This is a genomic window from Ignatzschineria indica, from assembly GCF_003121925.1.
GTDB classification, from domain to species: Bacteria; Pseudomonadota; Gammaproteobacteria; order Cardiobacteriales; family Wohlfahrtiimonadaceae; genus Ignatzschineria; species Ignatzschineria indica.
The window spans coordinates 21381-45152 of sequence record NZ_QEWR01000004.1; the positions used below are offsets into that span (position 1 = coordinate 21381).

The window sequence follows — 23772 nt, forward strand, 5'->3', positions numbered from 1 at the left end:
ATTGGTTGGAAATCCTCTTTAAATTATATTTTAATTTTCACTATCCTTTTCCTCAAAAAGCAGAGTAAACTATGGCTATTATCAGCTACCTTGAGGTTTTTGTGCGCCGTTATAATCTTCTTGTAATTAAACTTTTTGCAAGTTATGTGATTCCTACTGTGCTTGCGATGTTTATTAGTGGAACCTATCAGATAGTTGATGGTTTCTTTGTAGGACATTTTATCGGTGTTGATGGGTTAGCTGCTGTCAATATTGGTTGGTCATATATCACCCTCCTCTTGGGATTTGGTTTTTTAGTTGGGGTCGGGATCGGAAGCCTCTACTCTATTGCCAAGGGGGAAGAGGAGGATCAAAAAGCCCGTAAAATATTGGGGCAAGCTCTTTTTCTACAATTTGTTCCCGGCATCTTAATTGGAGTGACGCTCTATACGCTCGCTCCCTGGCTAGTGAGTGTTTTAGGTGTTTCTGGAGATACGGCAGAGATGTCGATCCTCTTTATTCGTACCTTCTCTTTTGCGGCGCCTTTTGTTATCGGTAGTTTAGCGATGCCCTTTATTGTTCGAAACGTGGGAACTCCTCTACGAGCAACGGGTTATATTGCAGCTGGGGTGGCCGTCAATATTCTTCTCTCATTTCTCCTTATCTCCTACTTTAAGATCGGCATATTAGGTGCTGCTTTAGCGAGTATTGGTGGGGAATTAGTGGCGATGACTTTAGGTGGCTACTATATCTTAAAGCAGAGCGAAGAGAGATTATGCCTTTCTGATTTTAAGCCCGATTTTAAATTATTAGGGCGCATCCTTTTAACAGGTAGTTCCGCTTTTTTCACCTTTATCTATATCGGCTTTATTATGACGTTGCATCATAAAGCATTAGTTCTTTATGGTGGGACTGTTGCTGTTTCTGCCTATACGATCGCTGGCTATCTTTTGACGATCTACTATTTTGCTGTTGAGGGAGTTGCCAATGGAGCCCAACCCTTAATTAGTCGATTTTATGGAGAAGAGCGGGTAATGTCGACCCGCTATGTTACAAGATTAATGATCTATGTGGGTTTAGGCATTGGGATTATTATCACCGCATTTTTGCTTATCTTTCCCCATTTTTTTACAAGCTGGTTTACCGATGACCCACAATTGACAGAGGTGACAGCTTACGCTTTAAGATTGCATCTTGCTGTCCTCTTTTTAGATGGGCTTTTTGTGACAGCAACAATGTTTTTCCAAGCAATTGGTGAAGGGCAGAAGGCGCTGGTTATCTCCATTGGGAACTTGATACTCCAAGTCCCATTCCTTTATATTCTTCCAAAGTATTGGGGATTAGATGGCGTCTGGTTAACGATGCCTATCGCTACAGTCCTTTTGGCAATTCCTGTCAGTATTATGTTTTATCGTCGTTATCAGCGAATAACGGATGAAGAGTTTGAAGATGAGCTAGGCGGGTAGTGAAAGAGAACAGCTCTCTATAGGAAGTTTTATTGTTGAATTTAGCTATTGATAGCTATTGATAGCTATTGATAGCTACCAAAAAGCCAATGTAACGCATCATATCTTACAAATTCTAATTCTATTATGAATTCTATTATGAATTGTATGATGAATTACATTGGCTTCATTTTGACTGATTTCTTTGATAGATCGTTTTATTGCTCCCTATTATTAATCTGCAAAGAAGTTATATTCTAGTTGCTTATCAGATCGCCCATGTTCTCGGAAATATTGGAGATCTTCCGGCGTAATATCGAAGCGTTCAATCTCACTTCTAAAGTGGGGAATCGGCCGTTTATAGATAAAGCCGATCTCTTTTCCTTTACGGTTGAGTAGTGTTGGATACTCTGTAAATTGTTCGATGACGGCAGGTTGATATCCCATAAAATCCATCACCATTGGTGCCATAATCATCTGATTGGTAATGCCGGGATTCTCCTTAAATTGCTCAATAAAAGGGCTCTCTATGACAGATTGATCAGCAAAGAGGAGTAGTGGAACGATTCCTTCCTCCATTGAGGTTGTTTTTGCATCGCAATGGGTCTTCTTATTTTTAGGGTCGGAGAGATCTTGTCCATGATCAGATGTGTAGATCACAATGGTATCGGGGTATGTTTCGAGTAGTGCTTTTAGCTTTACAAAAAATTGATTTGTGTTTGCCAAAATAAGATTTTTGTAAGAGTTGAGTGCCTCCTCGGAGGTGGCATCTGCAAGCACAGTATTCTTCATTGCCGGCTCAAAGGGTGTTGGAAAACCAGTGTTTTGAAAAGGAAAGTGTGAGCCTTTAAGTCCAGCATAAATAAAGGTTGGTGTTTCGCTCTCTGCAAAGATATCAGCAATGATATCGATCACTTCACCATCGTTCTTCAGTTGAGATGCAGGAATATTAACGACATTCTCTAGCTCTTTATCGGTATAAAAGTTATGTCCAGAGGCATTATGTTGTGCATCGATAACATAAGGCTTAAAGCCGGCAATTTCAGCAAGATCCCAAACGGTCGTATTATCTAAAAAGAGATCACTCGGCTCTTTATTGAGGCGGGGAAGTTTTCGGGCGGCAAGATTGGAGGTATCGCTACAGTTTGAAAAGGAAGCGATTAGGCCAAAGTCATAAACAGTGTCGGGGGGAAAAGTGGTCAGCGCGGGTGTTGTGCCGGCACGATTTTCAAGAGAGACCATATCACCACGGATCGATTCATCCATCACGACAATAATGTTGCGTGCTTTAGGGTGTGTAATATCAGCTGTTGTAGGTGCTTCTCGGGGATAGAAATCGAAACTGGCACCATCTGCACGCAGATAGTTAAGGTAGGTGAAAGTTACTACTTGGGCTACAGGTGTAATGTAGGAAGCGCGTCCATTGGTTCCTTTTCCACTTTTGTTGTAGATGATCATTAACATGCCGGCAAGCGCGATAAGATAGAGTGCGATGGCTGTTGTTGTTCCCTTCCAACCCATATAGAGCTTTGGAAAGAGAAAGATGCCGATCGTGATAGGAAGATGGTAGAGAATCGCCATAAATATAGCATTCTGATAGCCTAAAGCAGCATCTTTAATCATGACGCGGGCATCCATTAGAGTACGAAAATCCTCATAATCCGGCTCACTCCCTGCTGAAAAATAGTAGATCAGATAGGTCATAGAGCCAAAGAGAAAGAGGAGGTAGAGGGGGATGCGATAGCGCATTTTGGTAAAAGCAAAGAGCTCAACAATTGTGAGTGCAAAGAGCGCTGTTAAGAGATGGCGAATGAGCCGATCTGGGCGTTCAATTGAGATATAGTAGTAAGCTTTTCCCTCAATAAAGGGGTAGTTAATTAGAATAAAGCCGAGGGCAATTAAGATAATTTTACTCAGAAGGCGCATAGATACTCTTGCTCCTATTTCAGGAATGAATGGAAATCAGGGATGAATGGAATTTTGCATTATACCGATTTTTTTTGAGGCGCTCTTCAAACATCTCAAAGATCATTTGAAATAGGGATATAATGCAAAGGTCAGTATAAAGTCAGGGGCGCAAGTAGAGATGAAAGACTCTTACGAGAAGCGTATTAAGAGGATTGTAGCGGGATATCACCGCCGTCTATGTTAAAATAGAGCCTCTTTCGATAACTTAAGAATAGGAACAGTGCATGCAATTTCAGGATCTGCGGGAATTTATTGCTTTTTTAGAGGCGCGTGGTGAGCTTAAGCGAATTACAGAAGAGATCGATCCCTACTTAGAGATGACCGAAATCAGTGATCGGACCTTAAGGAGAGAGGGTCCGGCGCTTCTGTTTGAAAATCCTAAGGGTTTTGATATGCCTGTCTTAACCAACCTTTTTGGAACACCGGAGCGTGTTGCTTTTGGTATGGGACAAGAATCGGTAGAGAAGTTGCGGGAAGTTGGAGAGTTCTTGGCTTTTCTTAAAGAACCAGAAGCACCGGAAAATCTCAAAGATGCTTGGCAGAAACTACCACAATTTAAACAGATCTTGTCGATGCGGCCTAAGCGGGTGAAAAAACCACTCTGTCAGGAGGTCATTTATGAAAAAGAGGAGATCGATCTGACAGCAATGCCGATTCAGCACTGTTGGCCAGGGGATGCAGCTCCCTTAGTCACTTGGGGATTAACCATTACTAAAGGCCCCTCGAAGCGAAGACAAAACTTAGGAATCTATCGTCAACAGGTGATTGGCAAAAATCGACTTATTATGCGCTGGCTAGCTCATCGTGGTGGTGCCCTTGATTATCGTGATTTTCAGCTCAAAAATCCTGGAAAACCCTTCCCTGTTGTCGTGGCCTTAGGGGCAGATCCTGCAACGATTTTAGGTGCAGTGACACCGGTTCCTGACGCTCTTTCAGAATATGCTTTTGCTGGACTTTTGCGCGGAAAAAGAACTGCTATTGCGCGTGCAACACTTCACCCTGAACTCTCTGTGCCGGCCTCAGCAGAGATTATCTTAGAGGGTTATATCTATCCAGATGATATGGCGGAAGAGGGACCTTATGGAGATCATACGGGCTACTATAATGAGACCGATTTTTTCCCTGTCTTTACTGTTGAGAGAATGACAACGAGAGTCAACCCGATCTACCATTCGACCTATACGGGAAGACCACCCGATGAGCCGGCAGTTTTGGGGGTTGCACTCAATGAGGTCTTTGTCCCTATTTTACGTAAACAATTTCCAGAGATTGTCGATTTCTATCTTCCTCCAGAGGGCTGCTCTTACCGTATGGCAGTTGTCTCTATTAAAAAGCAGTACCCTGGGCATGCAAAACGGATCATGCTAGGGATCTGGTCTTATCTGCGCCAATTTATGTATACCAAATTTATTGTGATTGTGGATGAGGATGTCAATTGCCGTAATTGGCAAGATGTTATCTGGGCGATCACGACCCGAATGGATCCATCTCGTGACACTGTTATGGTGGATAATACGCCGATCGATTATCTCGATTTTGCCTCTCCCATTTCTGGATTGGGTTCGAAGATGGGGCTCGATGCTACCAATAAATGGGAAGGAGAGACCGACAGAGAGTGGGGAATCCCCATTGTTCAAGATCCTGAAATTGTAGCGAAGGTTGATGCGAAGTGGGATCAGCTTAAGATCTTTGAGTAATGATCTTTATGCGATATTTTGAAGGTATCAATAGGAAGAGAATAGGCAAGATAATAGGTAAGGTAATAGATCAGTTGTCATCAGTTATCTAAGTTATCGATGGAGTGCTTCCTTATAATCGAATGGGAGCGAAGGAGTGAAGATGAAGAAGTTACTAGAAATGAGCATTCTCTCTGTGGTGGCTCTTGTTGTTGTAGGTTGTGCTTCATTAAGTGGAGGGAATATCTCTACTAATAATCCCAATGCTTATGGTGATTATCAAGTGGATATGATGAGTGATCGCGAGCTGATTGGGAAAGAGGCCATTTTAGGTGGGATGATCATTACAATGAATCAGCCTGCACTAGGGACCCGTATAGAGTTAGTACGTTATGAGCTCAATAGAGATGGTTATCCTCTTCGAAATGGGGAGATGGATAATAATCGTTTGATTGTGGATATCCCCGGTGGTATCTCTGTACGAGGTTACTCTCCTGGTGATTATCTTACCGCTGTAGGTGTGATTAAATCGGCAGAAGAGATCTCTCTAGCGGGTGAGCGTGTTCGAGTGATTACGATGGAGGCCATCGATTATCAGTTTTGGCGAGATCCTAAAAGGGAGATCTATTACGACGAACCCTTCTTCAATAGCCCCGCAATCGGTTTCGGCTTTTATCGTCCTAATTGGGGTTTTGGATTTGGACCTTATGCCCCCTATTACTATTGAGGCTGATTAAGTGATAAAATTTAGGCGATTGAAGTGATAGAATAGTAAACAGTAAAAATTGAATCAAACCATTAAGGCACATTTCCCCACGGTAGGGATATGTTGTGGAGATAGCTATTAGTGGGCGATTAATAGAATAGATGAAACAGATAGAACGATATTAGATTGATGTGATCTTAAATAACTCGAATAACTTCAATAACTCCAATAACTCGAGTAACTCGAACATCTTAAATAGTTTGAAATAATTGATCGATAGAGTGATTTGAATCGATAAATTGGGATAATTTGGGATAAGTTAGGGTAAGTTAAGATAGGTTAGAGAGTTATCAGATGAGATAACGTTGATCTAGAGCAGAAAAAGAGAAAGTTAGTTATCAAAACTCGCAAGGCATCAGTTGGACTTGTCGAGTTTTGTTCTTTCTTACTCTTGCAGAAATTAGAGCAGTAGATGGCTTGGAAGGGTCTTTGCACATCGAAATAATTATTTTAAAAAATAGAGATTAAGAGCAGAGACGCTATTTATAAAGGGTAGATCTCAATGCGTAATCTCCTGAATTTTGGTATGATTTGGGCGATTATTACATTTGAGGATAGATTGGATTTTAATAGCTCATGAGTTTATTAGTATTAGGGATAGGACATAAGACTGCTTCGGTAGAAATTCGAGAGCGCGCAACATTAGTGCCGGAAAATATTAGGGCATTTTTAGAGATGGCGAAGAGTAGCCGATTAGCAAGTGAAGTTGTTGTGTTGTCGACGTGCAATCGAACTGAGTTCTATTTTTATCAGCTCTCTATATCGGTAGAGGCATTTTGTGAGATCTGGGCAAAGTACTCAGAGCTAGATGCTAAAACAGCAAAATCACATCTCTATCAAATTGAAGGGGATGATGCTGCGGCTTATATTTTTCGAGTTGCAGCAGGTTTAGAATCTCTTATTCTAGGTGAGCCTCAAATTATGGGGCAGTTAAAAGATGCGCTCACCTTGGCAAGCAGATATGGGATGGCTAAAAAGTATCTTCAGCGAGCTCTACAGATGAGTTTTAATGTAGCAAAAGAGATTCGAACTGAGACCAATATTGGCGCATTTGCAGTTTCTGTTGCCTTCTCTGCTGTGCAGTTAGCGCGAAATATCTTTGATGGGTTAGAGCATCACCATGTCCTTCTTGTAGGGGCAGGGGAGACGATAGAGTTAGTAGCGCGGCACCTTATTGAAGCAGGTGTACGCAAGATTACGATCGCTAATCGCCGTGTTGAGAGAGCAGAGCTGATGATAGAAGAGCTTGGTGTTGAAGCGAAAGCACACGGTTTAGATCGATTGCCGGAGCTTTTGCCGGCAGCAGATATTGTTGTTGCTTCAACGGCGGCACAAGAGGCTTTAATTACAAAAGAGATGACAAAAGCAGCATTGAAAGCGCGGAAAAATCGCCCAATTTTGTTGATTGATCTAGCGGTGCCGCGTGATATCTCTCCTGAAATTGATAAATTTTCCAATACTTATCTCTATACAGTTGATGATCTTAACGAGATAGTTGAGAGTAATCAACGAGCTAGGGAAGAGGCAGCAATACTTGCTGAACAATATATTGAGAAAGGGCTTGTACGTTGGTGTGAATGGTATAAAATCGCAGAAATAGGTCACTCTGTACAATCAATAGTCACTTACGCAAATAGAGAACGAGATGAAGCAATTCATCGACTCTTTAATCAATTAGATAATGAATTTGATGCTGAGTTAATTGAGAAGATGGCAATTCAGCTGACTAACCGACTTCTTCATCCGATGATCGAACATCTCAAGTCATTAGAGGTGGCTGAGGATGAGTCAACCATTACCGAGCTTTTAACACAATTTAAGATTTAAAAAAGAGGTAATTTGGTATAATTACGTCATTCATTTTTTATTTACTCAAGGATTGGTATGTCAATTACGTTTGAAGAGGCGCAAGATATTATTGCTAAATCGGAAGAGATTATCTTAGCTTCAGAAATTCAGGACGCTTATGATGCGATGGGTCGTGCGATCACCTATGATTTAGAGCTTTCAGATCCCTTAGTGTTAGTGGTGATGAATGGGGCACTTATTCCCGCAGGACAACTTTTAACGCGTTTAAATTTTCCCTTTCAGATCGGTTATCTTCATGCAACAAGATATAACGGTGATATTGAAGGCGCGACACTTGAGTGGAAAGTTAAACCATCCGTTGATGTGAAAGATCGTGTTGTGTTATTAATTGAGGATATTTTTGATGAAGGAACAACTCTAAAAGAGATTGTTTCTGTGATTGAAAATATGGGTGCGCAAGTAGTTTATACGGCAGCACTGGTGAATAAGGTTCACGAACGTAAACCGAAAGATTTTAAAGTTAATTATATCGGTGTTGATGTCCCCGATCGCTATATCTTTGGCTGCGGTATGGATTATCATGAATATTGGCGTAATCTTCCAGGTATTTGGGCGCTGAAAGAGTAGAGCTAACAAAAAGATAACAGAGGTGTGAGATGAGTAAAAACTTAATTATAAGAGCGCGACAGTTACTATTGCTGATGGTTTTCTCATTAGTGGCAATAGCTCCGCTTCATGCGCAAGTGAAGTTAGAGATTGTTAAGGCCTCAAGTCAGGCTTATCCTATTGCGATTGTCGATCATGCAACAAATAATCAAAAATTTTTAGAGGTGGTGATCAATGACCTTCATCGCTCTGGACGCTTTATCCCTAAAGTAGGGCTTGCTGTGCCGGAACAGCTCAATAATGTTGGTCAGGCAGATAGCGGGATTTGGCGCGCTGCCGGCATCAACTTTATTGCGATCTTAACACCGAAAGGAAATATGTTGCATGTTGAGGTTGGCGATACTTTTACAAAGAGTGTTCGTGCAAGTCGTGATTTTCAATATGTGAATGATGAGAAGGGGCAGCGAGCCGTAGCACATAAAGTCGCTGACTTTATTTATGAAGCGATTACGGGCGTTCCTGGATCTTTTAGTTCAAAAGTTGCTTATGTTTCACGCAATAACCGTAACTTTTCTCTTGTGGTTGCTGATGCCGATGGTGCTTATCCACAGGTGATTTTAGAGTCGAATGAACCGATTTTATCGCCAACATGGTCTCCCGATGGGCGTAAGATTGCTTATGCTTCTTTTGAGAAGAAGCGTAATCAGATTATGGTGCAAGATCTCTATAGTGGGAAGCGCCATGTGGTGATTAGTGAGCCGGGAATTAACTCAGCACCGACTTGGTCACCGGATGGTACTCGTCTAGCATTTACACTTTCGCGAGATGGTAATCCAGAGATCTATACGGCTAATATTGATGGTAGTAATTTGACCCGTTTAACAAATAGTCCAAGTATCGATACAGAGCCGGCATGGGGTCCAGATAGAATGATCTACTTTACCTCTGATCGTGGGGGCACTCCCCAAATTTATAGAATGCCTGAAAATGGTGGTACACCCGTACGCATCTCTAATACAGGAAACTATAATGCTAATGCGACAATTTCAGCAGATGGTAAACATTTAGCGATGATGCAGCGTAATCCTGGGCAAGGCTTTGGGATTGCGGTGATGGATTTAACAACGGGTAATGTTAAACGATTAACAAATGGTGGTAAGGATGAGGCGCCTAGCTTTTCTGGTAATAGTCATATGATTCTCTATTCAGATGGCCGTGGCGGACTCAAAATTATCTCGACAGATGGTAATGTTGAGCAACGATTCTATGGAATTGGAACCGATGTTCGCAAGCCAAGCTGGTCGCCTAATGTTCGATAGATAACAATAAAAGATTTACTACTACATAGATTTCAAGAGGGTTTAAAATGCGTAAGTTAATGATGAGAGGTATCTCCATAGCGCTATTGGGGGTTGTGGTTGCAGCTTGTAGCTCTACTGGTGGTGCTGGCGGTGTCGGGGGGACAGGTGGCCCTGGAGGCGTAGGTTATGGCTATGGTTATGGTGAAGGGCCTGCAAGTACCTATTATGATGCCGACTATGGTAAGCGTGGAACGGCAGATAGAATTATCTACTTTGATTTCGATTCAGATCGTCTACGTCGTGAATCTTATGATGTTGTTCGAGCGCATGGACAAGAGTTAAAAGCAAATCCTAATCGTGGTGTCTGGTTAGAGGGGCATACCGATGACCGAGGATCTCATGAATATAATATGGGATTAGGTGAGCGTCGCGCATTGAGCGTAAGAGATCTTCTACTTCAATCGGGAGCGAACCCCAATCAGATTAAAGTACGTAGTTACGGGAAAGAGATGCCGGCAGTCTCAGGATATGATGAGCGTGCATGGGCACAAAACCGCCGTGTAGAGATTGTCTACTAATAGTAGAGGTTCAATATTGCGAATTAGGATCGATATCAAGAGAGCGCCTGTGCGAAAATAGCATAGGTGCTCTTCTACTTTTAAGAAGGAAACTTTGTGATTAAAAAAGAGAGTTTGGGTTTATATAAACGAATTTTATCTTACTCTTTCAAATATCCACTGATCTTAATCACTTCACTGGTCTGTGTTGTATTAGGTGGCTTTGCAGAGGCAGGTCTATTTTGGTTATTAAAACCAATTTTAGATGAGGGGTTTGTGGATAAGAATAGGCTCTTTATTGAGCTGATGCCGTGGCTTGTTGTAGGCGCCTTTATCTTAACGAGTGCTCTCAACTTTGCCGGCAGTTTCGGTATGCAATGGATCTCTCAGCGAGTAATTACAACTTTGCGGGTACAGATGTTTGATAAATTGCTCCATCTTCCGCAAACAGCTTATGATAAGCACTCGACCGGTTATTTTATGTCAAAGCTGACTTTTGATGTTGCTCAGTTGATGGCGGTGAGCTCTTTAACGCTGGTTTCAATCATTAAAGATAGTGCGATGATTATCGGTTTAATTACCGTGATGTTTATCAATAATTGGCAAATTACGCTATTAGTCTTTTTTATGGCGCCATTTCTCTACCTTGTATTACGTTATGTCTCTAAGCGTCTGCGGGGTATCTCTCGTAGAATGCAGGGGCAGATGGGTGAGTTTAACCATATCTTGGAAGAGGGGATTCGAGGTCAAAAAGAGATCAAGCTTTTTGCCGCTTATGATCAGATGAATGGACGCTTCTCTCAAGTAAATAAACATCTTCGTCATTTGAGTATGAAGAGTCTGGTTGCGAGTCAGTTAGCAAGCCCTGTTTCTCAAGTCTTTCTGGTGATCTTTATTGCGTTTGTTATCTGGTATGCCTCTAATCAAGCTTCTGCAGATCAGGTGACCATTGGTAGCTTTATCTCTCTTTTAGCTGCGATGGTCGGGATGTTGACGCCCATTAAGCGTTTAGTCAGCATGAACGAGGCGTTGCAACGGGGCGCTGCCGGTGCGGAAGGGGTCTTTAGTATCTTAGATGCGGAAGGAGAGAAGGATCAGGGCAGTACTCAACTCCCCCAAGTGAAGGGGCATATCGAATTTAAAGAGGTTACTTTCCAATATGAGGGGAGTGATGTAGCGGCCCTCAAGGAGATCTCCTTAGAGATTCAACCTTATGAAACAGTCGCGCTTGTAGGTGCTTCAGGAAGTGGTAAGAGCACCTTTGCAAATCTCCTTTCCCGTTTTTATAACCCCACATCAGGCTCTATTTCATTAGATGGTAAAAATATTGATGAGATTGAGTTAGAAGCTTATCGCTCTGCAATCGGTTATGTAGGGCAACACGTTATCCTTTTTGCCGATACAATTGCTAAAAATATCAGTTTTGGTAATGAGGCCTCTTCAGAAGATGCGATTGAAAAGGCGGCGCAATTTGCAAATGCGAGTGGGTTTATCGAAAAATTGCCAGAAAAATATGAGACTGTTATTGGTGAAAATGGCGCAAAATTATCAGGTGGGCAGCGTCAGCGGATTGCAATTGCCCGCGCAATCTTAAAAGATGCTCCAATTCTTATTTTTGATGAAGCAACTAGTAGTTTAGATAATGAGAGTGAGTATGCTATTCAACAGGCATTAAAAGAGCTTAGTCGAGAGAAGACGACTATTATTATTGCACATCGCCTCTCTACCATTGAGCATGCTGATAAAATTGTTGTCTTTGATCAAGGAAGAATTGTTGAAGTAGGAACACATCAGAGCCTTCTCGAGAGAGATGGATACTACGCAAAATTGTACCGAGTTGATAAGAAATAACCTACAAAGTAATTGTTATTTTATAAATTTATCAAGTTTATAAATAAAATTTATCTCTTTCGCGATCGCTCTAGCGATATTGAGGGTTGTATCAAAAAAGATATTTGTATTAAAAATCCCACAAATTTGGATTTTTGATGCAAATATGTATCAATTCTAATAAAAATGAGATATGATTGAACCGTTAGTTTGTATTATCTGAAGGTAACTTGTTACAACTGTCTGTAATACATTTATTTTATAATTAGTAATTAAGTGGAGACTTATATGAAAAAGCAATTAACTATTGCTGCATTAGCAGGTCTATTCGCGACTTCTACAGCTGTAGCAGCGACAGATTCGTTAATCGATAGACAAGGTGAGTTTGTAAAAGATCGTCAAGGCGAGTGTGTCTTAGTTAAAGATGGCGTTCCTGGATGTGGTGTTGTTGTGCAAGATTTAACTTTCTCAGCAGATACATTCTTTGCTTTTGATAAAGCAGAACTTCGTCCACAAGGCCGTGAGTTACTTGATAAAGTAGCAGCTGAGCTTGTTAAGAATGCAAACGATGTAAAATCAATCGTTCTTACAGGTCACACTGACGCAATCGGTAGCGAGCAATACAACCTTGGTCTTTCACAACGTCGTGCAGATGCAGTGCGCAACTACTTAGTTGAGAAAGGTGTTAACCCAGCAATCATTACTGCTAAGGGTGAAGGTATCAGCTACACATTTGACAACGCAACAGCTGAAGGCCGTGCGAAAAACCGTCGTGTAGATGTTAAAATTGAAGCAGTAAGAGAAGTAAACGTTAACTAATTGAACGTTTCTCTATTGTTGAGTAACTAAGTCTCTTTTACCTTGAGTAGTATTAACTATTAGAAATATTAGTATCTATTAGGTTGTAAAGGCTTATGTTCAGAGCACTCTATTTTATAGAGTGCTTTTTTATTGTTTAGGGAATTGAGTAGATCCAGAGGTATCAGATCCAAAGGTATCTCTTTGAGCTTTCAGCTGCTTCAACCTAGAAAGATGTTGATATAGATGAATGATAAAAGAGTGGAGAGGCAAAATAGCCTTATTAACCGCTCCTTTAAGTAGTTATTGAGTTAAGTGTCTATAAGCAAGCATCTCTAATGCTTACTGAGCGCCATTATTGGCGATCTATCGGCGACAATAGCTCTATTTATAAGGTGCTAATAGAGGAAGGTATTAGATACGCTCTGATTTTAAGCATTGATGCTATATAACCTTCGCTAGAGAGATACTTTTTTAAGGCAAAAAAAGGATGCGCCTCCGTAGTAGTCGGTTGCAAATCACCAAGACTCTTGAACGCGTACGTTCAAGTGGATACCTAACAGGGTTCTTTAGGCTTCTGAACTAAATCAGCTTGCACACCGAGCCCTAATATCGGCGATCCAAAGTATTAAAATTAGGATCAAGAGGTGTATGGTGATAAAAACACTCGTACATAACAGAAACGCATCAACGACAGTTTGACATAATCACCATTAATTATCAACTTAAGATTGGGCAATAAAGAGGCCGTAAAGCTCCTCTGTATGAGGATTATCCACACTTTCAAGGAGTTGTTTAAAAGAGCGCCCCGTTGTAACAACATCATCAATAATGAGAAGTGATCTCTGTTGTAAGGGTGGGAGTATTTGATGGTTTTTAAGAAAGTGATTCTGAAGATTGGTAAGGCGGTCGGCTCTTTTTAGATCTGTCTGGGGAATTGAAAAAGCTCGTTTTTTTAAGTAGTTATCACAATAGGGGAGCTCACTACGTTGTGAGAGATGGCGAGCAACTTCACTAACGGGGTTGTACCCTCTTTTAGCGACACGTAAGCGGCCACTCGGCATTGGAATAATTGTTGTATCGATGGGTAATTGAGCAAAGAAATTGAGGGATCGTTGCCAGATAAGTTGGTTGAGTGTTCGTGCTAAATAGGGGCGTAGGGAGTATTTAAATTGCTGAATAATTTTGCGGATAGTGCTCTCATAATTGAAACAGACAAAGATATTTTGTAATTTTGGCGATTCTTTTTTGCATAAATGACACAAAAACGCACCGGGTGTATCACAAAAGATACACTTTCGATCCGCTAAAATAATATCGAGGCAGCACTTTTGACAGAGATTTTCATACTCCTCGTTCACAATTTTTTGTTGGCAGAGGGTACAGAAAGGGGGAAAAAGACTCTTAAGAAGATTTTTAGTATGATCGATTACCCTTCTTCTTTTCATCGTAACACCCTCCTTATTTATTTCCTTTGAGCTAGATCTTTTAAACTCTCTTTTAGTCTCTTTTTAAATTTCTATATTTCACAATGCACCCATATTGCATGAATTTATCTTGAATGACCCTATATTGAACCCGTATTGAGTTTATATGAGCTTTTACATGAGCTTATATGAACGTATATGAAAGTATATGAAAGCTATATTAAAGATGGTGTTTGTTTAAAGAGTATTGTTGCTTGTCTCAACTCAACACGCCATTTTGAGCACTAATTGGTGGGGCTATCTGACTATTTGATCCTCTGAAAGAGAGGTGATTTCGACGCTGATAGGGTCGTGATCGGAATAACGAAAGGTATATTCTAGCTGGGTGTTGATATGGTGTGCTTGTGGCGTGTGAAATGAAAGGCGCTTGTCTACTAAAATATAGTCGAGTACAACAGGTCGATTTCGGTGCTTTGTTGTGTAGAGTCGACCGGGATAATCTTTCCAGATTGAGAGTAGCTCTCCTCCTTGTAAAATCTCTAGCGTTTGGCTATTGGGTGTATCGTTAAAGTCCCCTAAGAGAATAATATAGTGGGTAGGCAGCAATTTATTGTAGAAGTTGTAAATTGCGCGAGCTTGTTCATTTCTCTGCTTTCGTGCTCGCTTTTTATCCTGATTGGTCCTTGCATTTTGTGATTTTAAATGGCAGTTAATGAGGGTAATGGCCTGTTTTTGATAATCGATAGTGAGAACAAGCGGATAACGTGATGCTGAAAAGAAGCTGCTCTCATCGCCGGAAAAGCAGGCCATCGGCGGTAATGTTTGTAGTTCTGTGACTGTGATTGAATCTTTAATCAGAAATGCAGGGCGAATATTTAAATTAAGTGCGCCGCCTGAACTTTCATTGGTTGGGGGAAGATCGTAATAACGGTAGTTCACTCCAGTCATATTTTTAACGATTGTACAAATTCGCTCGCCAATAATCGCTTGAGCGTAATCCTTCTGCCCGTCTGTCTCTGCACCTATCTCCTGCAGGGCGATGATGTCAGGAAGATTGAGAGGATCATCGAGTGCAATAATAAAATTGAAGAGCTTCTGCAAAGAGGAGTGTTCATAGAGATTTTGAACATTACAGGAGGCAATAGAGAGATCGAAAAGAGGGGGCATCAATTTTATCGCTTATGATCAGGTTTAAGAGAGGTGGGTCGATAGAGTAACTTATTGGTAGTAGTGTTGGATCGATTGAAGTAAAGCGATCTTATTTTGATCTTCATCTGTTTCAGCTTCTTCCAATAATGCTTTATAGATCGGTTGGTAGCGACTGCGGTAATACTCTTTTTTGAGAAGAGTATAGCGTTGCCACTCATCTTGTTCATCCTCAAAGAGTGTCTCAAAATAGTTGCGAGCACGGTAGATAAAGAGTAGAGGCTCGAGACGTGGATCATCAAAATAGAACTCATGATATTTCAGCTCTTCACCACTCATCTTAGGAACAAGATCCATCTGGTGCCGATCTTTTCGCTCAAAAAATCCTTGATATAGAAGTGTTTCGACCGGCTCACTATGTGGGTCATTATCAAAGATACGAGGGGTTTGATAGATCTCCATCAATTTTGTTTCGATCAGCTCTCGATTGTTGAGAATAAGTTGATGATTTTTCTGACATTGTTGTTGATCGAGGATCTCTTTAGGAAGCGTTGAGAGTAGAGCGGTGGGCGCTAAAATGGGGCAACGATTGAGATGAATCCCCTTTAGAGGTATCCGTGCTTCGCCTTCAGGAAGTTCTGCGCTAGGAGTATAGAGCTTTTCTCGAACCTCTTCTGCCGAGAGATGAAGTAGTGGCTCAACATCTCCCATAAGATCGATAGAGATAAGCTCATTACGATTTTGTGGGCTGAAGAGGATCGGCGCCATCATAGAGATATTATTGCGCTCTAAGCCAAACATGCCGGAGATATGGAGAAGTGGTTTGAGCGATCGAAGATCGATCAATTGTTGTAGGTCGCGCGCGCGTCGATGGTTAAAGTAGTAGGAGAAGAGCCGAGGCTGCTTCTCTTTGATCAGCTTCGCCATACCGATTGTGGCATAGACATCACTTAACGCATCATGTGCTTTTTCATGAAGTAGATCGTTGGCTTTAGAGAGATTTTCTAGTTTGAAGCTAATATTTCCCATCTCATCTTGTGGCCATGCTATTCCTTCAGGGCGAAAAGTATAAGTTGCACGGACAACATCGAGTAGATCCCAGCGAGAATTCCCATTTTGCCAGCTATAGGCATAGGGATCGATAAAGTTACGATAGAAGAGATATCGGATCATCTCATCATCAAAGCGGATATTGTTATATCCTAAAATACAGCTATTAGGTCTAGAGAAGGCCTCTTCAATTTGAGCTGCAAATTGCGCTTCAGGCATCCCTTTCTCTTGCGCTTCTTCAAGCGTGATGCCGGTAATAAGAATTGCATTAGGATCGGGAATATAATCTTTCGGTGGTTGGCAGTAGATATTGATCGGCTCTTCAATGATATTGAACTCTTCATCTGTCCTAATGCCGGCAAATTGGGCAATACGATCCTCTTTAGGGTTAATGCCAAAGGTCTCAAGATCATAAAAAAAGAAGCTCGGTTTCATGATATCTCCTCTATCCACTACTATTTAAAATAACTATTTAAAGTATGCCTCACGGCGATTAGAGAGCATGATAACAAAATGTGATCGCCAGCGCTGAATCCCTTACTCTCTTTATGTTTTAATCTCTCTTTTGCCTTTCATTCTTTGAAGTTTATTCTTCGAAACACATTTTTGACATCTACTCTTTAACAGATCTTTAGAGAGAACATCTCTAGAGAGAGTATTAGGATTCTTGGAGAGTTGAGAGATTGAGAGAATTGTTTATAAAGAGAAGTTTTCTCCTAAATAGACACGGCGGACATCCTCATGGTTGAGGAGATATTCGGTATCGCCCTCTGCAATGACGGTGCCGGCACTTAAGATATAGGAGCGCTCACAGATCGAGAGTGTTTCACGAATATTGTGATCGGTAATTAAGATACCAATATTGCGCTTAGAGAGCTGTAAGATAATCGATTGAATATCTGATACTGAAAGGGGATCAACACCAGCAAAAGGTTCATCGAGTAGTAGGAATTTAGGGTTAAGAGCAAGACTCCGGGCAATCTCAACACGGCGACGTTCTCCCCCTGAGAGCGAGATTCCCAAAGAGTTGGCGATATGTGTAATCTTAAAATCTTCTAATAGCTCATCTGTTAGGGCTTGTTGCTCTTGTGGGGAGAGATCTTTTCGGGTTTGACAGATCGCAAGAATATTATCGCGGCTACTCATTTTTCTAAAAATCGATGCCTCTTGGGGAAGATAGCCGATGCCGAGTTGGGCACGGATATGCATTGGGCTTTGGGTGATCTCATTATCATCGATAAAGACCTCGCCTTCATCGGGAGTGATTAGACCAACCGTCATATAGAAGCTCGTTGTTTTTCCGGCACCATTGGGTCCTAACAGTCCTACAACTTCGCCCTGCTCGATATGGAATGAGGCACCATTAACAACAGTACGATTCTTAAAACGCTTAATAAGATTTTGTGCAGTTAGTAGCATCGTTTGCTTTACCTTTTACTGGTATGAGATTCTTGAGAAGTCATTTTGATTCTATCACTCTTACTCTCTCTAAGTGTGATAGGGAGAAGAGCGATGTGGGCACTATTTATCACGATTATCCATCTGAATTGTAAAGTGGACTCGCTCTTTAGGGCTTCGCTCTGCGTTGATTGTGCGCGTATCGAGATCATAGATAATCTTATTGGCCGTTGCGATATCATTGCTCTGTTCTACCTGTGCATTGGTTTCTAGCTCTAAAATAGCGCGCTTAGGATAGTAGCGAAGCGTTTTTCCCTCGCCAAAAACCCAGGGTTCATCAGGCTTTGGAAGATCTTTAATCTTCACGGGATTGCCAGTAGCAATAATATACTCCAACTCTCCATCTTCGAGAAGGAAGTGGGCTTCATCGGCATAGATCGTGAGGTTACCCTGGACCATAACAACATTTCCACGATAGATACCGGTAGGTTCGGTTGGCGAATTACTCTGAAATTCAGACCAATCAGCATCGATATGGAGGGGTAATTTACGATCCTCGGGCAGTGCTAGTGCAATATTACTGATAGCACTGAAGCAAAGAGAGAGGAGAAGAAGTGAGATACCCTGTTTAAAAAGAGGAGAGAGGGAGGGTAAGAGATTATTTTTCATCGTGTTGCCCTGTATCAGATTCAGTTATATAGGTCGATTTTACATCTCTATGGAGTGTAAATAGTTCTTTATGAGGATAGCCGATCAACCCATATCCAGAGAGTTGTCGCGTTGGCATCTCAAGTTCCACAAAGAGATCGGTCGTTACTTTCTCCCCCTCATCATGGATATAGAGAAGATCGGTTGTAATAACCATATCATCTTGAGGTTTTTCTAGGTTCGGCTTATGGAGATTGACATTTTTGATCAATGTTAAAAGGGACTTATCCTGCGTATAGCGGGCAAAATCACTTTTGGCGGTCCATTCAACAAGATTACTAAGTTCTTGCGTCTCATGTTGATCATGGCTTAAGTCATAATGCTTTAGGAAGGGGGCCGTTAAATAGCCTCCCTCCTCATTATCATAATGTACAAGTGTCTCCCCAATAAGGCGGTACTCAAGAATACCCTCTCTGTTATAACGAAAGACCTCAAAGTCATTGAGTGAAAGTTGTGGATCTGTTGATTCTACTTTCTCTTGGCTACGACTATCTTGATAGATGACCCAAGCAAAATAGAGCAGGATGCCTAATATAAAGAGCTGGAGGAGACGTTTAAAGATCTCTGCAGTTGTCATAATGGCTCCTTAAAAAGGTCGGTGGAATGAAGGGTTATGAGGAAGGTGAATATGAGCTATCAATTATTGGTATCAGGGGCTAGATCAGATGAGATCGAGAGCCCCTTTGTATAGGGCTTCTCATGGATATCTTAATGGTCTCACTATTTTACTCTATTGCTCTACCGCGAGTCATTCTCTGTAGTGGTCTTTTTACTGCTTATTGCAGCTACTTTTTGCCACTACTTCTTACTATTTTTTAGTAATGGTCTGAATATTAAGCGCCTCATCTGCCATTAAAAGAATATCTGCACCGCGTGCTGCAAATAGACCATTTGTGACAACACCAGTAATTTGATTAATGGATGCCTCTAATTGAATGGGACTTGTGATTTTAAGACCGGAAACATCGACAATAAGATTGTGGTTGTCAGTGATAAAACCTTCTCTAACCTTTGCTTTTCCCCCCATCTGTTCCATTTTGCGTATCACATAGTGGGCTGCCATAGGGATGACTTCGATCGGGAGTGGGAATTTCCCTAAGGTTTTGACCAATTTTGACTGATCGGCAATACAGACAAAGCGGTTAGCGTGGGCTGCGACGATCTTTTCGCGTGTTAAAGCGCCGCCGCCACCTTTGATCATCGCTAGATGATGATTAATCTCATCAGCGCCGTCGATATAGGTATCGATTGTTGTGATCTCCATAAGATCAACGATAGGGATACCTAGCGCTTCTACCTGTTTAGATGTTCTCTCTGAACTCGATGCGACCCCTTTGATTTTGAAAGGAAGTGTTGGGAGAAGAGCAATTAAGCAATCGACGGTAGAGCCTGTTCCTAGACCTAAAATCTGATCTTCAGGGATATATTGTAGCGCCGCTTTTGCGACTGCTTCTTTTTGTTGTTGTGCGTTCATAATAAAGTGTCACAATAATTGAAATAAAAGTGGAAAGTAGTCTAGACGCTCAAATTATAAGGATTTAATCGTTTATATACTACGTGCTTTGCTGTATAGTGTACGGACTAATTATACCCGTAAAATCGATAAAGGGAACATTCAATGACAGTAGCAAAAGATAAAGTAGTTAGCGTAATTTACACCCTCACCGATGATCAAGGCGCGCTCCTTGATACAAATAAAGGTCAAGAGGCTTTGGATTTTATTCAAGGGCACGGAATGATGATCCCTGGATTTGAAAAAGCATTAGAAGGTGCAACCGAAGGACAAACCCTCTCATTTACTGTTTCTCCAGCTGAAGGCTATGGCGAGTCAAACGATGATTTCATTATTGAAGTTCCCCGTACAGCATTCCCTGAAGATGAAGAAGTTCAAGTAGGCTGGCAAGTAACGGGCACAACACCCGATGGTCAAATGCAAGCATTTAGAGTTCTTGCTGTATCTGATGAGACAATCAAATTGGATGCAAATCACCCATTAGCAGGTAAAAATCTTAACTTTGAAGTTGAGGTAGTAGGCTTGCGTGATGCAACTGAGCAAGAGCTTGCACATGGTCACGTTCATGCCGATGGTCATGATCATTAATTTTTAAATTTTTGATTTATAAAAGAATCTATGTCTCAAAGTAAAATTTATCAATTGAAGGGAGAGCTATCAACGATGATGGTTCTCTATTTGAGAGGAATAGATCTAAAATTATTAGAGGATGAGCTATCAAGACAGATTGATAGCTCTCCTCAATTATTTAGAGGTATTCCAATAATTGTTGATCTATCTGCGATTAAAGTGGGTAATAGTTTAGATCTTAAGTGGTTGAAGAATCTGCTACTCAATAGAGATCTTATTCCGGTAGGTTTAAGAAATGCTAATGAAGATTTAGCTGTTAAGGCGGGCAATGCTGGATGGGCTCTTTTGGCTGGTAACGGTGGTCGTTCGCGTGAAATTGAGCTCAATAGCGCTGAAATTGTTGCGAAAGAGCAGCGTGAAATATCGCATGAAGAGGTAGCAGAAGAGGTGACACCTCAAGAGGTTGTAGAACCTGCTGAACCCATCGAGACAATGATGCATGTCCAACAAGTTCGTTCAGGACAGCAACTATCTGTTCCTCAAGGGGATCTGGTGGTGATCAATTCTGTCAATGAAGGGGCTGAGTTACTAGTCGATGGTAATATTCATGTCTATGGTGCTTTAAGAGGTCGTGCTCTAGCTGGTATTCATGGCAATCGATCTGCAAGAATCTTCTGCCAATCATTAGAAGCGGAGTTAGTTGCAATAGCTGGTTTCTATCGGATGCAAGAGGATATTCCCGCTGAGCTTAGAGGGAAAACGGTTCAGATCTATCTTGATCAAGATGAGCTTAAGATTGAGCAGTTAGTAAAGTAGTTCTAAGCGATGGCATAAAGAGGCAGGAGCTGTTATTTCCTCTCTTTTAGATTTAGCGTAACGCATTAAGTGCAATCAATGATGGCGTAACCCATTATATTATTAAATAGCAGATTAATTTTAGCGGATTAATTGTGATATTAATCAGATGCATTAAGGAATCAGTTGCAACATGCTATGTAAGCTCTATATTAGAATAGTTGTAGAAGTAGTTCATTATAGAGTAGGTAGCGTCAATAAGATGCTAAAATTAGATGTTAAGAAATAGATGTTAAGAATTATTTTAATAAGCCTGCGCAGATCCTTATCTGTTGATATGCACCTCTTGATAGGATAAGAATAAGAGGCGGTATGTTATAGAGATTATAGGAATTGTAGAGATTACAGAGTGTTGTATAGCTTGTATTATCTGAATATAAAATCAGGATATAAGTTAAATGTACTTTAAAATGCAATTTATATTGTGGTTAATAGCAGGATGATGCAATATGAAGGCTCTATTAATAGAGCGATCGATTAAAATCGATTGTTGAAATATTATCTTTGAATCTATTCCGTATGGAATTAGATAAAGATAGTGCAGTGTGATGAGATGTGTGAATTTTAGAATTTATGCTTCTCAGATGTTTTAAAAACGATGTTTTAAAAGACAATGTTTTAAAAGCACTTTAGTACTTGATCTCTTAAAGGATCAACAAAATTGGTAAAGAGTTTAAGTTAGATAGTCTAAATTAGATAGAATTAGTATGTGGGGGCACGAGTGGCTAGAATCATAGTTGTAACATCCGGAAAGGGTGGTGTAGGTAAAACGACGACGAGTGCGAGCATTGCAGCTGGGCTTGCAAAAAATGGACATAAGACCGCTGTGATCGACTTCGATGTGGGTTTACGTAATTTAGACCTTATCATGGGATGTGAGCGTCGTGTTGTGTACGATTTTGTTAATGTTGTGAATGATGAAGCATCATTGGCACAGACCTTGATTAAGGATCGTCGTCTTGAGAATCTCTACATTCTTCCCGCTTCCCAAACACGTGATAAAGATGCTCTAACGAAAGAGGGTGTTGAAAAGGTGATGAAAGAACTCGATGGGATGGGCTTTGAGTTTATTATCTGTGATTCGCCCGCGGGGATTGAGAAAGGTGCACAGCTTGCGATGTACTTTGCAGATGATGCTATTGTAACGACCAATCCAGAGGTCTCATCTGTTCGAGATTCCGATCGTATCTTAGGGATTCTTGCTAGTAAGACAAAGAGAGCAGAAGAGGGAAAAGAGGTTAATCAGCATCTTGTTATTAACCGTTATAATCCAACCCGTGCCGCAAATGGCGATATGCTCTCTGTGAATGATATTTTAGACATTCTTGGTATTCCCCTTTTAGGAGTGGTTCCAGAGTCTCAGGCCGTATTGCAATGTTCTAACTCAGGGGAGCCTGTGATTATGAACGAGGAGTCAGATGCAGGACAAGCCTTTAATGACATTGTTGAGCGTTTTCTTGGAAAAGATCTCCCTCATCGTTTTATTGAAGCGCCTAAGAGAGGCTTCTTTGGACGTATTTTTGGAGGTTAGAGATGTTTCAGCTGTTATTCGGCAAGCGTCGTAAATCAAATACGGCATCGATTGCAAAAGAGCGCTTACAAATTATTGTTGCGCATGAGCGTGTAAAGAATATGGATGGAAATCCAGATTTTATGCAAGATCTTCAACGAGATATTTTGGAGGTCGTCCGTCGTTATTTGCCGGTAGAATCTGAGCAGATCAATATAGCGATGGAGCGTGACGGAGACTGTGACGTTTTAGAGTTAAATATCGTTTTATCGGATGATGAAAAATAGGTGATATTTTGTCCTACTGTGGTAGATCATTATCTAAGCAAAAAGAACGATAACTCATTGATAATAAAGTAGCCGTATTGCAAAATGCGGCTATTTTTTCGTTAAAGCTTGCAATTTTTTTTTTGATCTAATATAACAAAATAGTGTGAAGAAAACTTATGCGTCTAGATAAATGGTTATGGGCTGCCCGATTTTATAAGACTCGCCGTCTGGCTACGGAGGAGATTAATAAGGGGCGCGTAAAAGTCAACGGCATTGAGGCCAAGCCTTCCAGAACTATCATCGTAGGTGATTTAGTAACGATAAGGAAGTTACAAATGATCTACGAAGTCAAAGTGTGCTTGCTTATCGAGCAACGCGGTCCAGCATCTGTAGCAACGACAATGTATCAAGAGACAGAGGCGAGTATTGCTCGACGAGAGCACGAGCGTGAGCTTCGCAAGTTATCTCCGCAGCCTCACTCTGAAACGAGGAGCAGTCGAGATAAAAAACGTTTAAGAGACGTGAAACAAGGAAAATATTTTAAATCGTAATATCAATACGTCGAGTGACGTATATCAAGTGGAGAGAAAG

At 41.1% G+C, this 23772-nt stretch carries 22 protein-coding genes and 1 other RNA gene; 14 read left to right on the plus strand and 9 right to left on the minus strand.

Annotated elements, in window-relative coordinates; genetic code table 11:
- Positions 1-71: 71 nt before the first annotated feature.
- A complete protein-coding gene (locus tag DC082_RS07520) occupies positions 72-1445 on the plus strand; it encodes an MATE family efflux transporter (protein ID WP_109236466.1) in 1374 nt (457 codons plus the stop codon).
- Positions 1446-1658: 213 nt separating this feature from the next.
- On the opposite strand, the gene DC082_RS07525 is transcribed toward DC082_RS07520, so the two are convergent.
- Positions 1659-3350, minus strand: a complete 1692-nt coding sequence (locus DC082_RS07525) for a sulfatase-like hydrolase/transferase (protein WP_109236467.1) — start codon at positions 3348-3350, stop codon at positions 1659-1661.
- Positions 3351-3616: 266 nt separating this feature from the next.
- On the opposite strand from DC082_RS07525, the gene ubiD reads away from it, so the two are divergent.
- The 8 genes from ubiD to DC082_RS07565 all read left to right on the plus strand — a co-directional run bounded on the left by ubiD (position 3617) and on the right by DC082_RS07565 (position 12756).
- A complete protein-coding gene (gene ubiD, locus DC082_RS07530) occupies positions 3617-5089 on the plus strand; it encodes a 4-hydroxy-3-polyprenylbenzoate decarboxylase (protein WP_109236468.1) in 1473 nt (490 codons plus the stop codon).
- 142 nt (positions 5090-5231) lie between these two features.
- Entirely contained in the window at positions 5232-5795 is a 564-nt protein-coding gene (locus DC082_RS07535) for a Slp family lipoprotein (protein ID WP_109236469.1), read from the plus strand.
- A gap of 615 nt (positions 5796-6410) precedes the next feature.
- Complete coding sequence (gene hemA, locus DC082_RS07540) at positions 6411-7661, plus strand: glutamyl-tRNA reductase (RefSeq protein ID WP_109236470.1); 1251 nt, start codon at positions 6411-6413, stop codon at positions 7659-7661.
- 57 nt (positions 7662-7718) lie between these two features.
- On the plus strand, positions 7719-8270 hold the full coding sequence (locus tag DC082_RS07545) for a hypoxanthine-guanine phosphoribosyltransferase (RefSeq protein WP_094567641.1): 552 nt from the start codon (positions 7719-7721) through the stop codon (positions 8268-8270).
- 29 nt (positions 8271-8299) lie between these two features.
- Positions 8300-9568, plus strand: a complete 1269-nt coding sequence (tolB, locus tag DC082_RS07550) for a Tol-Pal system beta propeller repeat protein TolB (protein WP_094567640.1) — start codon at positions 8300-8302, stop codon at positions 9566-9568.
- 47 nt (positions 9569-9615) lie between these two features.
- Entirely contained in the window at positions 9616-10128 is a 513-nt protein-coding gene (locus DC082_RS07555) for an OmpA family protein (RefSeq protein ID WP_109236471.1), read from the plus strand.
- A 96-nt stretch (positions 10129-10224) separates the two neighbouring features.
- Positions 10225-11958, plus strand: coding sequence for a lipid A export permease/ATP-binding protein MsbA (gene msbA, locus DC082_RS07560; RefSeq protein ID WP_229821674.1), 1734 nt, complete (start codon positions 10225-10227; stop codon positions 11956-11958).
- A gap of 267 nt (positions 11959-12225) precedes the next feature.
- Positions 12226-12756 (plus strand): OmpA family protein, encoded by a 531-nt coding sequence (locus DC082_RS07565; RefSeq protein WP_094567638.1) that lies wholly within the window; start codon positions 12226-12228, stop codon positions 12754-12756.
- Between the two features lie 470 nt (positions 12757-13226).
- Here the strand turns inward: DC082_RS07565 and ssrS are convergent.
- The 8 genes from ssrS to rpiA all read right to left on the minus strand — a co-directional run bounded on the left by ssrS (position 13227) and on the right by rpiA (position 19938).
- Positions 13227-13421: non-coding RNA, 6S RNA (gene ssrS, locus DC082_RS07570), on the minus strand.
- A 39-nt stretch (positions 13422-13460) separates the two neighbouring features.
- On the minus strand, positions 13461-14183 hold the full coding sequence (locus DC082_RS07575) for a ComF family protein (RefSeq protein WP_109236472.1): 723 nt from the start codon (positions 14181-14183) through the stop codon (positions 13461-13463).
- A gap of 276 nt (positions 14184-14459) precedes the next feature.
- The gene (locus DC082_RS07580; RefSeq protein ID WP_109236473.1) at positions 14460-15329 is read right to left on the minus strand and encodes an endonuclease/exonuclease/phosphatase family protein; all 870 of its coding nucleotides are present in this window, start codon (positions 15327-15329) and stop codon (positions 14460-14462) included.
- Positions 15330-15380: 51 nt separating this feature from the next.
- Positions 15381-16793, minus strand: coding sequence for an exodeoxyribonuclease I (gene sbcB, locus DC082_RS07585; protein WP_109236474.1), 1413 nt, complete (start codon positions 16791-16793; stop codon positions 15381-15383).
- 261 nt (positions 16794-17054) lie between these two features.
- The gene (gene lptB / locus DC082_RS07590) at positions 17055-17777 is read right to left on the minus strand and encodes an LPS export ABC transporter ATP-binding protein (protein WP_094567635.1); all 723 of its coding nucleotides are present in this window, start codon (positions 17775-17777) and stop codon (positions 17055-17057) included.
- A gap of 102 nt (positions 17778-17879) precedes the next feature.
- Complete coding sequence (gene lptA, locus DC082_RS07595) at positions 17880-18425, minus strand: lipopolysaccharide transport periplasmic protein LptA (protein WP_109236475.1); 546 nt, start codon at positions 18423-18425, stop codon at positions 17880-17882.
- The gene (lptC, locus tag DC082_RS07600) at positions 18415-19041 is read right to left on the minus strand and encodes an LPS export ABC transporter periplasmic protein LptC (protein WP_109236476.1); all 627 of its coding nucleotides are present in this window, start codon (positions 19039-19041) and stop codon (positions 18415-18417) included. Before lptC ends, lptA begins: the two co-directional genes overlap by 11 nt.
- A gap of 231 nt (positions 19042-19272) precedes the next feature.
- Complete coding sequence (gene rpiA / locus DC082_RS07605) at positions 19273-19938, minus strand: ribose-5-phosphate isomerase RpiA (protein ID WP_109236477.1); 666 nt, start codon at positions 19936-19938, stop codon at positions 19273-19275.
- A 144-nt stretch (positions 19939-20082) separates the two neighbouring features.
- On the opposite strand from rpiA, the gene DC082_RS07610 reads away from it, so the two are divergent.
- The 5 genes from DC082_RS07610 to DC082_RS07630 all read left to right on the plus strand — a co-directional run bounded on the left by DC082_RS07610 (position 20083) and on the right by DC082_RS07630 (position 23732).
- Complete coding sequence (locus DC082_RS07610) at positions 20083-20565, plus strand: FKBP-type peptidyl-prolyl cis-trans isomerase (RefSeq protein WP_094567631.1); 483 nt, start codon at positions 20083-20085, stop codon at positions 20563-20565.
- Positions 20566-20595: 30 nt separating this feature from the next.
- Positions 20596-21363 (plus strand): septum site-determining protein MinC, encoded by a 768-nt coding sequence (minC, locus tag DC082_RS07615; RefSeq protein ID WP_094567630.1) that lies wholly within the window; start codon positions 20596-20598, stop codon positions 21361-21363.
- Positions 21364-22123: 760 nt separating this feature from the next.
- Positions 22124-22933 (plus strand): septum site-determining protein MinD, encoded by an 810-nt coding sequence (gene minD, locus DC082_RS07620; protein WP_094567712.1) that lies wholly within the window; start codon positions 22124-22126, stop codon positions 22931-22933.
- Positions 22934-22935: 2 nt separating this feature from the next.
- Positions 22936-23199 (plus strand): cell division topological specificity factor MinE, encoded by a 264-nt coding sequence (gene minE / locus DC082_RS07625; protein ID WP_109236478.1) that lies wholly within the window; start codon positions 22936-22938, stop codon positions 23197-23199.
- Between the two features lie 158 nt (positions 23200-23357).
- Positions 23358-23732 (plus strand): RNA-binding S4 domain-containing protein, encoded by a 375-nt coding sequence (locus tag DC082_RS07630; RefSeq protein ID WP_109236479.1) that lies wholly within the window; start codon positions 23358-23360, stop codon positions 23730-23732.
- Positions 23733-23772: the final 40 nt, after the last annotated feature.